Below are 14,510 nucleotides of genomic sequence, written 5' to 3'. Positions count from 1 at the left end.
GCCCGCTGCCGTGAGCGACCCTGACACCCGCACCGAACCCCCGCCCCCGATCCCGGCCCGTACCTGGTGGATCGCCGCGGTGACCGGCGCCGGGGCGTTCCTGGCGATGCTGGACTCCACCGTGGCCAACCTCGCCCTGGAGAGCATCCGCGCCGACCTCGGCTCCACCCTGGGCCTCGTGCAGTGGGTCGCCACCGCCTACCTCGTCTCCCTGGCGCTCTCGCTGCCAGCGGCGGGCTGGCTGGGCGGGCGCTACGGGTACGGGCGCCTGTGGGCCGCGTCCCTGGCCGCGTTCGTTGTTGCCTCGGTGCTGTGCGCCCTGGCTCCGGGACTGCCCGCCCTGATCGGAGCCCGCGTCCTTCAGGGGCTCGCCGCAGGGCTGATGGTCCCGGCCGGGCAGGCCGTCATCGGATCGGTGGCCGGAGCCTCCCAACTCGGCAGGCTGATGGGCGCCCTGGGCGTGGTCATCAGCCTGGGCCCCGCGGTGGGTCCGGCCGTGGGCGGGCTGCTGCTGGAAGCGGTGTCCTGGCGCTGGCTGTTCTGGATCAACGTGCCCGTGGGTGTGGCCGCGCTCATCGCCGCGAGGGGCCTGGTGCCCGCCGGGGCGACCAGTGCGGCACGCCCCCTGGACCTCAGAGGACTCGTACTCCTGGGCGTGGGCCTGTCCCTGCTCCTGTACGGCGGGACCGAGGCCGGAAGTGCGGGCCCCTCCGCCCTCCCGGTGGTCGCGGTGGTCTCCGGGGCCGTGCTGGCCGCTGGTTTCGTCCTCACCGCGCTGCGCGGCGCCCACCCGCTCATCGACCTGCGTCTGCTGCGCCGCCCGACCTTCGCCTGGGCCACCCTCACCACCGGGTTCACCGGCGCCAACATGTACAGCGGCCTCCTCCTGCTCCCGCTGTACCTGCAACTCACACAGGACCGGGACGGTGCGCAGACAGGGCTGCTCCTGTTGGCCATGGGGCTGGGATCGGCCGCCGCCCTCTACCTCGGCGGATCACTCAGCGACCGCTACGGAGCGGGCGGTGTCACACTGGCGGGGGCGGCGATCCTGGTCCTGACCACGCTGCCGTTCCTGGCCACCGACACCCCCGCCGCCCCGCTTCTCATCGTGGTCCTCATCGCCCGGGGTGCGGGCGTGGCCCTGGCCCAGATGCCCGCGACGGCGGCGGCCTACGCCTCGGTGGCCACCGCCGAGATCGGTGACGCCACCACCCTGGTCAACATCGTCCAGCGCGTCGGCGGCGCCGTCGGAGCCGCAGGCGTGGTCGTGGTGCTCGCCCAGGCCGGAGCCTCCTCCGACGGGGACGGCTACGCGTGGGCGTTCGCCGCGCTGACCGCGCTCTCCTTCCTCACCCTGGTCTCGGCGGCGTTCCTGCGCCGCGCCGAGCAGGCCCAGAAGGCCGGATGACCCTTCTATCGCCCGTTCTCAGGGCCACGGGCCGGGTCTTTCGGCAGGACCCGATTTCCGCGGACGTCTCGCTCAAACGCCACGGAGCCCCGTCAGGTTCGTGCGAAACACGGCGACCGGATACGCGCATCCGAAATCCAGGGACCGAACGGTACTCTACTCTCACGAGAGGGTAGAGTTAATATGGGGCGGTTCTGCTTCCTGGTTGTTCACCGCCCCGCCCGTGGCGGCGCGGGCGCGACTCCACTTCGTACCAGCGCCCGTGCCGCTACTCCCACCCCTCGCGCATAGCGCGCACGTACACCTGGAGGTACCGACGGTGGTCACACGCACAGAGATCGCGCAATGCCTGGAAGGAGCATTCAGCTTCGGGGTCCTCAGTCGTCGGCAGATCATCGTCGCTGCCGATCTGCGCGGGGCGTCGGAGGAGGTCCTGAGGACTCTGGGGCAGCTTCCCGAGGGCACCTACTCCAGTCTGCGCGACCTGTGGCCGCAGCTGTCCGAGGTTCCCCGGTCGACCTGAGCGCCTCCCGATCGAACGGGGCCGCGCCAGGGGGCTGGGCTCGGTAAGTGGTGGCCGGGCAAGGGGCCACCGCTCACCGGGGCGAGCCGGAGTGCAGGAGTTGCTTATCTCGTTTGTGGAGTGCCTGAGCCGTGGCGATGATGCCCCTCCACCCCTCCAACCGGGCGGCCCAGGCGTGCGGAATCGCATCCCGTCCGCATCGCGCTCCGACCAGTCCTGCGGTCAGGAAAACGAGCCGGGTGGACTGGCCCCCGACGTCCAGGGCGAAGCGCACCGCTGCGGCGACATCGTCGGGTGAGTGGAGGAAGGCCGCCAGTGCGGCGGGAACCGTTTCGAGCGCGCTGGGTCCGCGGCCCAGCTCCCGAGCGACGTCGGCGGGTGTGTAGGAGCCGCGCAGGAGGCCGCTGAGGCGGGACAGTCGCGTCCGGAGCTCCGGAGTGGTGGCATAGCGGCCCACAGTGGAGATCAGATGCGTCGCCGCCAAAGGCTGGTCGTTGGGGGAACGGCGCGCGTAGGCGATGGCGCAGGCCTGGAGGGCCGCGCCGTCCAGCGCCAGGGGATGGGTGTGGGTGACCCGCGCGGCTGCCCGGGCCATCTGGGTCAGTCGGTTCAGCGGCAGCGAGAGCAGCCCGATGGGAAGCACTGGTGCCGTCGTGTCGTCGCCGGACGCCCTGGCGGAGTCAAGGGCCGTGGTCTCCTGCCAGGGAATGGCGTTCTGCATGCCCAGGAAGACGCGCACCGCACCGGCCTCGTAGCCCCGTGAGGCGTCGTCGCGCCACGTTCGGGCCAGTCGGCGCGCGAGTGCGTCCTGATCCAGTTCGGTGTTGGGCAGGAAGGAGCCGTACGTCAGCTGGTCTGCGAGCGCCAGGGTCAGTGCGGTGCTGGCGGTGGAGCGCAACGGCGCTGTCCCGTCGATGGTGTCAGGGGATCCGGGGGTTGTGGAAAGAGCGCCCCGGGAGCGTTCGGCAAGCGACTCCCCGAGAGCGTCGCCACACGCCGACGCGAGCAGGCAGCCCGCGTGCCGTTGATGGTCGGGGGCGGCGCCGGTAGCGCGCGGGGTGGAGGGAGTCCGTTCAGGGGACATGTGCCCGCTTCCGTCGATGGGGTCCTGGCCCCGGGACTCAGATCTTCGCCGGTGGAAATGAGGTGCCCGGCCCGGCGGTCGCAGGGCCGGGCCGGGCACGTTCGAGGCCGCGCGAAGGCGGCGTCTGTCAGTGCCAGCCACGCACCCCCACCGGCGCTGGCAAGGACTCGTTCAACCAGGTCCACGAGCCGTCGTTCTCGGTGAAACGCCGTTGTAGGGACGCGACGTCGTCCAACGGCGCGGCGGTGACCTCGCTCCAGGAACCAGCGGTTCGCTCCTCCAGGTAGAGGTTGTGCGCGTCGGTTCGTGTGCGGGTGGCCTGGTGAGTGTGCCGGGAACCGTTTCTGAGATGGATCCGGTAGTGGGCCATGCTGCTCCGTCGTCGGGGGCCGTGCGTGAGGTGCGGCGGCGCTCCCCGGTGCCCGCACCGAGGGGGAAGAGGCGGACCCCGAGGAGGCTGTTGCCGCCCGCACGCAAACACTACCTTGACGTGAGGGTAGAAATACAGCCCCGTTTCCATCGAACACGATCAGGACCTTTGAGCACTCAGGGGCTGCCGAGTTCGCAGCTTGCACCCGACTCCTGTCGGCCGGGAGCGGATTCTTGCTGCTTGGCTCGGACGGACGTGCCCGCGTCGCGCACAGGACGCAGCGGGACGAAGTTCAAGGAGACGACGCAGAGCCGTACACCTCGGAAGCACCACGTCAGCACCCATGGCCTCAGATAGACATTCCCGCCCCGGCACGCCGCCCAGGAGCAGGGCCCCCGGGCCAGCCGCATCGGGAAATGCGGCGGACGCGGATCCCAGAGTCCGTGCGTTCGCTGACGAACTCCCCCACATCCCAGACGGATCATCTGACGTGGCAGGGCGCCCTCCTGGCGTACGGGCGCGCTAACGTTGCGCACTCAATGGCCAACACCACCCAAACAAATCTCACGTTAGAGTAGAGTTGACGAGAAGGAGTGCCGCGATGGCCCAGGTGCAGCACATGCAGATCGGCGAGGTCGCCGAGCGGACCGGTTTGTCCCTGCGCACCATCCGCTACTACGGCGAAGTAGGCCTGGTCGAGCCCTCGGCGCGCTCACGCGGTGGCTTTCGCCTCTACACCGAGACCGACGTGGACCGCCTCGACCTGGTCAAGCGGATGAAACCTCTGGAGTTCAGCCTGGAGGAGACCCGCGAGCTGTTGGAGGCCCTCGACCGGCTGAACTCGGCCGGGACCGACCAGGAGGAGCGCGACCGCCTGGGCGAGAGGCTGGACGCCTTCGAGGCGGCTATCGCGGCCCGCTGCCAGGCCCTGCGCGACCAGTTGGCGATGGCGGAGGAGTTCGCCGGACGGCTGCGGGAGCAGCGGAACCGGCAGCCCACCAGTACGTGATTCGGCAGTGATGGAGGACGCGAAGTGACGACGACAGCGCCGGTTTCGGAGAAGGCCGCGGCCGCGGTCACCCGTGAGGCCGGGCGGCGGAGGACCTTCGCGGTCATCTCCCACCCCGACGCCGGAAAGTCGACGCTCACCGAGGCCCTGGCCCTGCACGCGGCGGCGATCTCCTCCGCGGGCGCCGTCCACGGCAAGGGCGACCGCAAGGGCGTCACCTCCGACTGGATGGACATGGAGCAGGACCGCGGCATCTCCATCACCTCGGCCGCCCTGCGCATCGACTACCACGACCGCGTCCTGAACCTGGTGGACACCCCCGGCCACGCCGACTTCTCCGAGGACACCTACCGCGTGTTGTCCGCCGTGGACTGCGCGATCATGCTGCTGGACTCGGCCAAGGGCCTGGAGCCGCAGACCCTCAAGCTCTTCGACGTGTGCCGGGCGCGCAGGATGCCCGTCATCACGTTCGTCAACAAGTGGGACCGCCCCGGCCGCGAGCCGCTGGAGCTGCTGGACGAGATCGAGCAGCGCATCGGACTGCGCCCCACCCCGCTCAACTGGCCGGTCGGCATCGCGGGTGACTTCCGCGGCCTCGTCGACCGCGGCAACGGCGTCTACACCAAGATGACCCGCACCCCCGGCGGCGCCACCAAGGCCGTCGAGGAAGCGCTCACACATGAGCAGGCCGCGCGGATCGAGGGGACCGAGTGGGACCAGGCCGTCGAGGAGATCGAACTCCTGGAAGCCCTGGGCGCGGACTTCGACGCCGCCTCGTTCCTGGCGGGCGAGTCGTCCCCGGTGCTGTTCGGCGCCGCCCTGCCCAACTTCGGCGTGGGTCGGCTGCTCGAGGCCATCGTGGAGTTGGCCCCCGCGCCTTCTCCCAAACCGGATGTGAAGGGTGAGCTGCGCCGGGTGGAGCAGCTGTTCTCCGGCCAGGTCTTCAAGATGCAGGCCAACATGGACAAGAACCACCGGGACCGGATGGCGTTCCTGCGCATCACCTCGGGCCGCTTCGACCGGGGCATGGTCCTCACCCACGCCTCCACCGGACGCCCGTTCGCCACCAAGTACACCCAGGCCGTGTTCGGCTCGGACCGCTCCACCATCGACACCGCCTACCCGGGCGACGTGATCGCGCTGGTCAACGCCCAGGCGCTGGCGGTCGGCGACACCCTCTACGACGGCCCGAAGGTGGACTTCCCGCCGATCCCCAGCTTCGCCCCCGAGCACTTCGTGGTGGCGCGGGCCGTGGACGCGGGCAAGTACAAGCAGTTCCAGCGCGGGATCGCCCAGCTCGACGCCGAGGGCGTGGTGCAGGTGCTGACCTCCGACGTGCGCGGTGAGCAGGCGCCGGTCCTGGCGGCGGTCGGACCGCTCCAGTTCGACGTGGTCAGGCACCGTATGGAGCAGGAGTTCCGCAGCCCCATCGAGGCCTCGCCGCTGGAGTACTCGGTGGCCCGGCGCACCGACACCGAGTCCGCTCCCGTCCTGCACGCCCTGTCGGGGGCCGAGGTGCTCAAGCGCCGCACCGACGGTGAGCTCCTGGTGCTGGTGCACAACAAGTGGCGCCTGAAGGTCATCGAGCGCGACCACCCGACGCTGTTCATGGAACCGCTGCTGGCGGGTGGAGTTGACGAGGAATACTAGAACGTCGGCCTCCCTTGCTCGGGAAGGCGTCCGAAGGCCTGCGGGGCCAACCCGCATGGGCGCCCCTCCCTCCCCCGCATCGAAGGAGTCGTGCTGTCAACCGCGCTTCCCGCTGAACACGTGACCAGTGACGCAGCCGGGCGTCGCTCCACTCTTCGGATCGTCGCCGCCTCAGCTCTGGTCCTGGCGATGAGCGGTCCCGGGCAGACGGCCGGCATCGCCGTCTTCGTCGACCACGTCATCGCGGACCTGGGAGTGGGCCGCTCTGCCGTTTCGCTGGCCTACATGGTCGGCACGCTGACCGGTGCGCTCGCCCTCCCCTGGTTGGGGCGCGCGGTGGACCGGTTCGGCGTCCAGCGGATCCTGGGCCTGGTCGCGTTGGGGTTCGGGGGGTTCCTGCTCGTTCTGGCCAGTGTTCAGGAACTGGTCGGCCTGACGGTGGGGTTCGTCGGTGTGCGAGCCCTGGGGCAGGGCGGGATGTCGCTGATCGCCACGACCGCGGTAGCCGTCTCGGTGACCCGCAACCGGGGTGTCCTGCTGGGGTTGACCAGCTCGGTCGGAGCTGCCGGGATCTCCCTCTTCCCGCTCATCGCCGAACGCGTGATCACCCTGCTCGGCTGGCGGTACACCTTCATGGCGGAGGCGGTCCTGATCTGGGTCATCGTGCTGCCGCTGGCGTGGTGGGGGTTGCGTGGGGTCACCCGGGCCGAGCCCGAGACCACCGTGCTCCCTACGAGGACTCCCACCGTCACCGTGGAGCCGCAGTGGCCGCTGAGGGCGATCATGCGCACCTCGGTCTTCTGGGCGATGGCCGGAGCGGTCGCGTGCAGCGGCCTGGTGGTCACCGCCGTGTTCTTCCATCAGATCTCCGTCCTGGGAGAACAGGGGCTCACACCGGTCGAGGCCGCGGCCAACTTCCTTCCCCAGACGATTGCCGGGCTGGGCTCGGCCCTGCTGTTCGGTTTCGCGGCCGACCGCTTCTCCCCCAAGGCCCTGATGAGTGTGGCCATGGCGCTGCACGCGGGGGCGCTCGTCCTGTTGCCGCTGGTCTCACCGGGGCCAGCCGCCCTGCTGTACGGCATCGCGCTGGGAGCGGCGGCGTCCGGGGCCCGCGCGGTGGAGAGCGCCGCGCTGCCCTACTACTTCGGCACGGCCAACCTCGGAACGCTGCGTGGGGTGACGCAGTCCGTCGCCGTGGCCTCCACCGCCGTGGGACCCATCCTGCTGTCCCTGGCCCACCAGTGGGCAGGCTCCTACCGACCCGGGGTGATGGGACTGGCCGTGCTGTGCGGCCTGACGGCGGTCGCGGTGTGCTTTGCCCGACGACCCAGAGCCGACCGCTCACATCCGCGCACAGGGGCACCCGGCACGTGAGCGGCCACGCTCATCGGGCGACTGGAGCGGACCGAGCCATGCGGAACAACCCCCAGGGTGATCCGAAGATGTGAACGCCCCAGGTTTCGTATCAGAAACTCACTTTGTGTTATCGGACCCGAAACGCGTTCGTTACTCCAATAATCCGCCCCCATCTGGAAAAACGGCACAAATGGTGCCCATGTGAGAGTTGTCTCAGTCGCCCTGCGTGACTCGAACTCTTACGTAAGCGTAAGGTTGGACCAGGTTGATCACGCGAGCCACTTCGCGAATCACCGCCCTCTTTCCGGCCGGTTCTGACGGACACGGCCGGGCATGCGGCGACGAGGCCGCGCTCCGGGGCACCCACCGAGTGCCGCACCGGAAATCCCAGGCGCCCACCCGCCGCCGACTCACCTGAGCCAGCGGCTCGGCTCCGCGCGCCGCCGCCGAACACCTGACGTGAACAACGCTGTCCGTACCGCGGGCCGCCCGAACCAGATGGGTTCCATGAATCTGCCTGTGAAGACCCCTCGCGGGTCCCTGATGTCCAAGATGCCCAGCGGAGCGCAACTGCGCGCGGATGTGATGGCCGGACTGGTCGTCGCTCTGGCGCTGATCCCCGAGGCCATCGCCTTCTCCCTCATCGCCGGGGTCGACCCCCGGGTGGGCCTGTACGCCTCCTTCGTCATGGCCGTGTCCATCGCCTTCCTGGGCGGGCGCCCGGCGATGATCTCCGCCGCCACCGGCGCGATGGCCCTGGTGGTGGCTCCCCTGTCGATCGAGTACGGCGTCGACTACCTCATCGCCGCCACGATCCTGGCCGGTCTCATCCAGGTCGCGTTGGGCCTGCTCGGGGTGGCCAAGCTGATGCGGTTCGTGCCGCCCAGCGTCATGACCGGGTTCATCAACGCCCTGGCCATCCTCATCTTCCTGGCCCAACTGCCGCACCTGGCCGGAGCCGGGGTACCGATCTACGCCATGGTCGCCATCGGCCTGGGCATCATCTTCGGCCTGCCCCTGATCACCAAGGCCGTCCCGGCGCCGCTCGTGGCCATCGTCGTGCTCACCGTGGGCGCCCTGGCCATGGGGATCCCGGCGCGCACCGTGGGCGACATGGGAGAGCTGCCCAGCACCTTCCCGATCCCGCTGATCCCCGACGTGCCGGTCAATCTGGAGACGCTGACACTGATCCTGCCCTACGCGATCACCCTGGCGCTGGTGGGTCTGATGGAGTCGCTGATGACCGCCAAGGTCGTCGACGACCAGACCGAGACCTCTTCCAACCACGCCCGTGAGGCGCGGGGCCAGGGCATCGCCAACGTTTTGGTCGGCTTCTTCGGCGGCATGGCCAGCTGCGCGATGATCGGCCAGACCATGATCAACATCAAGTCCGGCGCCCGCACCCGTGTCTCCACCTTCCTGGCCGGTGTGTTCCTGCTCATCCTGTGCGTCGGGCTGGGTGACATCGTCGGCATGATCCCGATCGCCGCACTGGTCGCGGTGATGTTCTTCGTGGCGATCGTGACCTTCGACTGGCACAGCGTCGCCCCCGCCACCGTCAAGCGCATGCCCTGGACCGAGACCCTGGTCATGGTCGTCACCGTCGCCGTGGTGGTCTACACCCACAACCTGGCTCTCGGCGTGATCGTGGGTGTGATCGTGTCCATGGTGCTCTTCGCCCGCAAGGCCGCTGTGCACGCCGGTCTGACCAGCGTGCTCGACCCCGACGGCGGAACCCGGGTCTACTCGGTCAACGGCGAGCTGTTCTTCGCCTCCACCGGCGAACTGGTGCAGCGTTTCGACTACGCCGAGCAGGGTCTGACCAAGGTCGTGGTGGACATGTCCGGCGCACACGTGTGGGACTCCTCCGCCGTCGCAGCCCTGGACCAGGTGACCGAGCACTTCCGCAAGCACGACGTGGAGGTGGAGATCACCGGGCTGAACGAGCCCAGCGCCCACCTGCACAAGGAACTGACCGGGACCCTGGTCGGCGGGCACTGACCAGGAACGCGAACGAACGTGGAGCGGGCCGCCAGGGGAACACCATGGCGACCCGCTCTGACTTTCCGTCCCGAGCATGCGCGGGGCCGTAGGAGGTGCGGACCGACGGGCCAGGAGCCGAGCAGCCCCGCAGGGAAGCTTTCCTCAGGCCTGGTAGCCCCGCTCCATCACGTCCAGATCGTTCAGCCTTGTGGCCCACTGGTCGATACAACGAATGAGGGCACCCCTGTCGGTGTACTCCACGCCGCGCTTCTGAGTGCGCAGTTCGATGATCCGGTCCAACCAGCATTGCTCTTCGTACGCGTCCGGGGCCTGGTCGTGTAGGGCGACGTACCGCCTCGACAGTGCAGTACTGGTCCTGACGAACTCTTTCTGAAGTGTGGAGATGTCAGCGCTTCGGTAGTCGCTCAAGGCGTTCCCGTCCTGTGCTTCTGGCGGGGGCTCTGGCGCTGGGGTGGCCCGAATGCGCTCAGGTCGTGCGGTATGGCTGGGGGCGAGTCGGTACGGCTTGCCAACTCGAACCTACTCTAACGTAAGAGTAGTTACTGCAAGGGTGCACCCCGGCGCCTCGCGTAGGGAGTCATGACCCGGGCAGGGTCGAGCACGCCCGCTCTGGGAGCGGAGAGGTGGTCGACGGGGCTTGGGTGGGGGCGCTCATCTGCGACGCAACCGCGTTCCTCCCGGCGTGGAGGGATGGCCGACTCCGGCGCGGAGCCCTCGCCTGCGGAGGATCGCGATGAGGACTGACGTGTGTGTCCTCGATGCGGCGCCTGCGCGTGCTTGCTCATCAACGGACAGCGGGCCGCCGACGGGACTCCGTCGACGGCCCGCCTGGTGTGCCGAGGCTCAAATCTCCACGGGGCCGTAGGAGTTCAAGGCCTCCACGATCTGCTTCTCCTCGTAGTCCAGGTGTGCTTCGACCTCGGTGGCGAGGCGCTCGACGTCGCCGCGGATCCGGGCGGGGTCACCGTTCTCCACGAGTTTCGCGATCTGGTCCAGGGACGTGCTGATGACCCCGTGCTCGCGGGTCAGGCGCTCCAGGACCGGCGTCAGTTCCGGGTGGCTCGCGGCCAGGCCGGGCAGCATGTGTTCGTCCTCGGCTGTGTGGTGGCCGTGCAGGAAAGTGCAGAACGAGAGGCACTTCTTGCGGAGCTGCTCCTCCAGGGGACGCGGTGGCGGGGAGGGTTCCCCTTGGGCGGTGTCGAGGGCGGTCCGCAGGGAGTTGAGTTCACCTCGCAGAATGTTGTGGACCTTGACGAGCTGGTCGCCCAGTGCCTGTACGCGGTCGTCGTGGTCGGCGTTGCTCGCGTCGTTCATGTGCTCGCTCTCGCGGAAGGGGCAACAAGGAAAAAGCCAGTCACTGGCACTATTCCATGACTGGCAAAAATGGGCAACGGGCATTCCTGGCCCTGTCCCATCGCGGTTATGCTGGCCCGATGACCGGTCGCCCCTCCGAACTCGAGGAGTCCTCACTCCCGCTACGCGCGCGCAAGAAGCTGCGCACCCGCCGCATCCTCGCCGACACCGCGCTACACCTGTTCCAGGAGCGTGGCTTCGACGAAGTAACCCTGGACGACCTGGTGAACGCGGTCGAGGTGTCCGTGCGGACCTTCTTCCGCTACTACTCCTCCAAGGAGGAGGTCGCCATGGCCGCCGAGGGCGAGCTGTGGGACGCCTACGCCGCCCAGGTGGAAGAACTCCGGCTCACCGGTCCGGTGCTGCCGCACCTGCGCGACTGTTACGCGGAGGCGGTCCGCGGCCTCTCCCCGGACTGGACCAGGCGCTACCTGCTCACCCGGGGGCTGGCGGCCCGTACCCCGGCTCTGCGCGTTTACCACGCGGGCACGACCCAGGACCTCCAGGCGCGACTCGTCGAGTTGTTGGAGGGCAAGCTCGGCATCGACGGCCGCGAAGACGTCCGGCTCCGGCTGATCGGGGAGATGGCCCTGGCCGCGGTGCGGTATGGCAGCAAGAACTGGCTGCGGACCTACCGCCACCGCGATCAGCCCGGCGACGGCGAGTCGCTGATCCGGGAGGTAGTCCTGGCCTTCGACGCCTTTCCTGGAGCATTGGAGCTGGCCCCGGACTCGTATTCGCGCTCACGCCCAACGTGAGCCGTTGGACGGGAATCGTTCCTCACACGGGCCTGGCATGGCCCTACCGACTGGCCGAATGCCAAGCAGTGCTGCCGATCGGCCCCACCCGCCGCGCGGGCCCAGCCGTGTTCGGCAACCAGGTGGTCCAGCACCCCCAATTCGCGGCGACCGGTCCACACCTGGTGGGCAGTGCGTACGCAGGGGTGCATCCGTTGCCAGCGAGGGTGCCGCCGCCGCGTTCGTGACGGCGCGGGCGCTGCCCCTCCGAGGCGTTGTCGGTGTCGACCGGTTCAGCGGATGTGCGGGCGTGGGCCGGTGCGCTACCGTGGGACCTGGTCGATCTCTTTGCTAGTCACTTTGAGTTCTGACCGGGGTGACCGGACCTAGTCCGGCCACCCCTTTTCTCTGTCCGGCAGGCACCAGGACCGACACGCGTTGGTGTGGGTCGAAGCCCTCAGAGGGTCAGATCCGGGACGTCGATCAGGCGCGCGCGCTGCTGCGCCTCTCGCCAGTCCGGTTCAGTCGTGCGGTCCCAGTCCACGAACGCCACCGGCCGGTGCACGAACGCCTGCCCCGCCCCGGGGTCGGGGTGCCAGGAAGTGGCCACGAACATGCCCGCCTTGGTGATCGTATAGGCCCATTCGATGAACACCGGGGCGCAGCCCTCGGGGTCGCTGGGGCACCGGCAGGTGAGGATCTGTTCGGTCTCCTCGCGCCGCCCGTGGCAGTAGCAGAGCGGGTAGAGGTCGAAGTCGGGGTCGTTCAGGTCGCGAAATCCGGCCTGCTCGAAGTCGGCACGCTCGAAGACCTGGGGCGTGTAAGGGCGAACGACGGTGGACCATCCGGCCGGGTGGTCCTTGACCAGCACCTTCGCCATGGCCTCGTGGTCACGGCCGAAGGTGTCGTGGTACAGGTGAAACAGCTCCCTTCCGAGTCCGAGGGGGTGCGCGTCGTAGTGGTGGTAGCGCCCCCACCAGCCCTTGCCGCTGGTGGCAGGGACGGCGATGGCTCCGCGCGTGCTCATGATCCCTCCCCCTTGTTCAGCTGGTCGGCGACGTCGGCTGCCGTGGTGAGCTGGGAGGCCAGCTCACGGGCGCTGGCGGGCGGCAACGGCACCAGGTGGGCGAGCTGCCCGGCGGGGCACAGCCACACCATCACCTGGCAGGTGTCGGGTTGCACGGAAGCGCCCACCACGGGCGCGCTGGGTACGCTGGACATGCCGTATCTCCTCGTTCTGCGATGTCATCTCGTTGGTTCTCGGGGTGCGGTGCAGGGGCCGACCTGCGCCTACAGGTCGGCCCCGACCTATGGAGCGTGAACGGGCGTGAGCGCGTCCACGCTCGGGTTGTCACTCACTCGCCTCGGCGGTGCGGTGGAACTCGACCCAGCCCCGCTCGCCCATCCACAGTTCGGCGCGGACGGCTTCGGGCGGCAAAGTCACGAGCTCGGTGGCCTTCAGCGCGGGCGCGTAGTCGGGCGGAGTGGCGTGCGCGAGCGTGAACGGTGGCAGGGAACCGGGGATGTCGATGCGGTCGAAGTAGCGCACCAGGTAGTGCCCCGTCCGGTCCGCCTTGGCGACGTCGCGCGCCCACTCGTACTCTTCGGCGAGTGCGGCAAGGACGAACTCCTCGCTGATGGGCTCGCCGTCGCGGTCGCGGCACAGGGCCGTGAACACCTCGATGATCTGTCGCGCCTTGGAGTTCACGGGGTAGAGCTGGGTCGCGCCGCCCCTGCCGTGGTCACCGAGGGTGCCGAGCTTGCGGTGGTCGGCGCGCAGCACCGCCGTCCAGGCGATTCCGTCACCGGTGTCGACCTCCTTGAGACTGGTGACGCGGATGCGGTCCGTGGGGGCTCGCATGCCGGTATGTGGCAGCGTGATCACTTTTCCTCTCCTTCCGTGCTGGGGTGGGGCTCGGTGGCCTGCTGGGGGAACTTGCGGCGGATGTCGTCCGCGCTCGCGTGGCCGGTGACCTTGTCGTAGGGCAACAGGTCGGTGTAGAGCTTGCCGTCGGTGCGGCGACCCCGGTCGCTGGATTCGGCGTCGGCGCGGGTATAGACCTTGCGGCCGACCCACATGTGGGACCACGGCACGGTCAGCGACTTGGGGTTGACGCGCAGGACTTCCACCCACGTGCCGTGGACCTTGACGAAGTCGCCCTTGGCGAAGTCCGTCGCGTCCCAGACCTTGACCCCTCGCTGCTGCGCTTGGGCCACGTGGTCACGCCAGTGGTCGATCTCCTCGACCACCTGCCTAAGGTCGGCTTCCAACCGTGCCCGGCGCTCTCCGACGGGAACCAGTCGGTAGGCGATGCCCCACGGGGTCTCTTCCACCTTGACGGCGCCCTCAGGCGGTGTGGTGCTCGCCAACAGCACGTCGATCGGGCCGTCCAGCTCGCGTTCGATGCGGCGCTGCTGGGCTTGCAGTTTCTCGATGCGTCGCAGCGTGGTCGGGATGTTCTGTCGACCGCTCTGGTAACGTCCGGCCGTGTCAGCGCGCGTGGCCCAGTGGTTGGCCTTGTCGCCCTCGGTTCGGGCTCGCTTGTCCGCGGAGAGCATTCGGGCGTGCGAGCGCCGTGCGGCATCGTTGATCAGGGGCTGCCCAAGCGGCCAGTGGTCCGCCATGGTGCGGTAGGCCTGCTCGTGGGTGTGGGAGCGGTCGGCTGCGTTGCTGGTGTAGGTGTCGTAGCGTTCCGTGCGCTCGTTCGCCCGCTTGTACCGCTCTGCTTCGGCTTCGGCGAAGGACCGACCGGAAGCGGCGTCGTCGATCTCGACGGCGACGGTGAATCCGGCCGCGCGCAGCGTGTCCGCGGCCTCGGTGATGTTCCACTGTCGGGCTGCCTTGTCACGGGACTGCGGCAGGTACCAGTAAGCGCCGTCGGGCAGGTGGCGGGACGGACGGAACCGCGCCGCCTTGAGCACGGGGGCGGCACCGTCGCCTCTGGCGGTGCCGTAGACGAGCGTGCCCGTGGCACGGGTGTGGCGGATGGTGATGGACATCGTGGGTTACCTCCTG

At 69.0% G+C, this 14,510-nt stretch carries 15 protein-coding genes; 7 read left to right on the top strand and 8 right to left on the bottom strand.

Annotated elements, in window-relative coordinates:
- Window positions 1–10: 10 nt before the first annotated feature.
- Together ACSIH6_RS05770 and ACSIH6_RS05765 are read left to right on the top strand one after the other, a co-directional pair.
- Window positions 11–1,408 (top strand): DHA2 family efflux MFS transporter permease subunit, encoded by a 1,398-nt coding sequence (locus ACSIH6_RS05770; RefSeq protein WP_435107168.1) that lies wholly within the window; start codon window positions 11–13, stop codon window positions 1,406–1,408.
- A 319-nt stretch (window positions 1,409–1,727) separates the two neighbouring features.
- Window positions 1,728–1,931 carry a DUF2795 domain-containing protein gene (locus ACSIH6_RS05765; protein ID WP_435107167.1) on the top strand — a complete coding sequence of 68 codons (204 nt, stop codon included), beginning with the start codon at window positions 1,728–1,730 and terminating at the stop codon, window positions 1,929–1,931.
- 73 nt (window positions 1,932–2,004) lie between these two features.
- On the opposite strand, the gene ACSIH6_RS05760 is transcribed toward ACSIH6_RS05765, so the two are convergent.
- Both ACSIH6_RS05760 and ACSIH6_RS05755 read right to left on the bottom strand, forming a co-directional pair.
- Window positions 2,005–3,015, bottom strand: coding sequence for an ADP-ribosylglycohydrolase family protein (locus ACSIH6_RS05760; protein ID WP_435107166.1), 1,011 nt, complete (start codon window positions 3,013–3,015; stop codon window positions 2,005–2,007).
- 127 nt (window positions 3,016–3,142) lie between these two features.
- A complete protein-coding gene (locus ACSIH6_RS05755; RefSeq protein ID WP_435107165.1) occupies window positions 3,143–3,385 on the bottom strand; it encodes a hypothetical protein in 243 nt (80 codons plus the stop codon).
- A 601-nt stretch (window positions 3,386–3,986) separates the two neighbouring features.
- Here ACSIH6_RS05755 and ACSIH6_RS05750 point away from each other — a divergent pair.
- The 4 genes from ACSIH6_RS05750 to ACSIH6_RS05735 all read left to right on the top strand — a co-directional run bounded on the left by ACSIH6_RS05750 (window position 3,987) and on the right by ACSIH6_RS05735 (window position 9,401).
- Window positions 3,987–4,394 (top strand): MerR family transcriptional regulator, encoded by a 408-nt coding sequence (locus ACSIH6_RS05750; protein WP_435107164.1) that lies wholly within the window; start codon window positions 3,987–3,989, stop codon window positions 4,392–4,394.
- 24 nt (window positions 4,395–4,418) lie between these two features.
- Window positions 4,419–6,044: a peptide chain release factor 3 gene (locus tag ACSIH6_RS05745; RefSeq protein ID WP_435107163.1), complete on the top strand. Its 1,626-nt coding sequence runs from the start codon at window positions 4,419–4,421 to the stop codon at window positions 6,042–6,044.
- A gap of 189 nt (window positions 6,045–6,233) precedes the next feature.
- Window positions 6,234–7,418 carry an MFS transporter gene (locus ACSIH6_RS05740; protein ID WP_435107227.1) on the top strand — a complete coding sequence of 395 codons (1,185 nt, stop codon included), beginning with the start codon at window positions 6,234–6,236 and terminating at the stop codon, window positions 7,416–7,418.
- Window positions 7,419–7,898: 480 nt separating this feature from the next.
- A complete protein-coding gene (locus ACSIH6_RS05735; RefSeq protein ID WP_435107226.1) occupies window positions 7,899–9,401 on the top strand; it encodes a SulP family inorganic anion transporter in 1,503 nt (500 codons plus the stop codon).
- 144 nt (window positions 9,402–9,545) lie between these two features.
- On the opposite strand, the gene ACSIH6_RS05730 is transcribed toward ACSIH6_RS05735, so the two are convergent.
- Window positions 9,546–9,812, bottom strand: a complete 267-nt coding sequence (locus ACSIH6_RS05730) for a hypothetical protein (protein ID WP_435107162.1) — start codon at window positions 9,810–9,812, stop codon at window positions 9,546–9,548.
- Between the two features lie 435 nt (window positions 9,813–10,247).
- A complete protein-coding gene (locus ACSIH6_RS05725) occupies window positions 10,248–10,718 on the bottom strand; it encodes a hemerythrin domain-containing protein (protein WP_435107161.1) in 471 nt (156 codons plus the stop codon).
- Window positions 10,719–10,837: 119 nt separating this feature from the next.
- Between ACSIH6_RS05725 and ACSIH6_RS05720 the strand changes: the two genes are divergently transcribed.
- Window positions 10,838–11,515, top strand: coding sequence for a TetR/AcrR family transcriptional regulator (locus tag ACSIH6_RS05720; protein ID WP_435107160.1), 678 nt, complete (start codon window positions 10,838–10,840; stop codon window positions 11,513–11,515).
- A 436-nt stretch (window positions 11,516–11,951) separates the two neighbouring features.
- Here ACSIH6_RS05720 and ACSIH6_RS05715 read toward each other — a convergent pair whose 3' ends face one another.
- The 4 genes from ACSIH6_RS05715 to ACSIH6_RS05700 form a co-directional block, all read right to left on the bottom strand.
- Window positions 11,952–12,521, bottom strand: coding sequence for a hypothetical protein (locus ACSIH6_RS05715; protein ID WP_435107159.1), 570 nt, complete (start codon window positions 12,519–12,521; stop codon window positions 11,952–11,954).
- The gene (locus tag ACSIH6_RS05710; protein ID WP_435107158.1) at window positions 12,518–12,715 is read right to left on the bottom strand and encodes a hypothetical protein; all 198 of its coding nucleotides are present in this window, start codon (window positions 12,713–12,715) and stop codon (window positions 12,518–12,520) included. Before ACSIH6_RS05710 ends, ACSIH6_RS05715 begins: the two co-directional genes overlap by 4 nt.
- A 130-nt stretch (window positions 12,716–12,845) precedes the next feature.
- Window positions 12,846–13,355, bottom strand: a complete 510-nt coding sequence (locus tag ACSIH6_RS05705) for a hypothetical protein (RefSeq protein WP_435107157.1) — start codon at window positions 13,353–13,355, stop codon at window positions 12,846–12,848.
- Between the two features lie 20 nt (window positions 13,356–13,375).
- Window positions 13,376–14,494 (bottom strand): DUF3560 domain-containing protein, encoded by a 1,119-nt coding sequence (locus ACSIH6_RS05700; RefSeq protein ID WP_435107156.1) that lies wholly within the window; start codon window positions 14,492–14,494, stop codon window positions 13,376–13,378.
- Between the last annotated feature and the right edge of the window lie 16 nt (window positions 14,495–14,510).

The sequence above is a fragment of the Nocardiopsis synnemataformans genome (assembly GCF_965343085.1).
Lineage (GTDB): Bacteria > Actinomycetota > Actinomycetes > Streptosporangiales > Streptosporangiaceae > Nocardiopsis > Nocardiopsis alborubida.
This window is presented reverse-complemented; position numbering and strand designations above follow the sequence as displayed.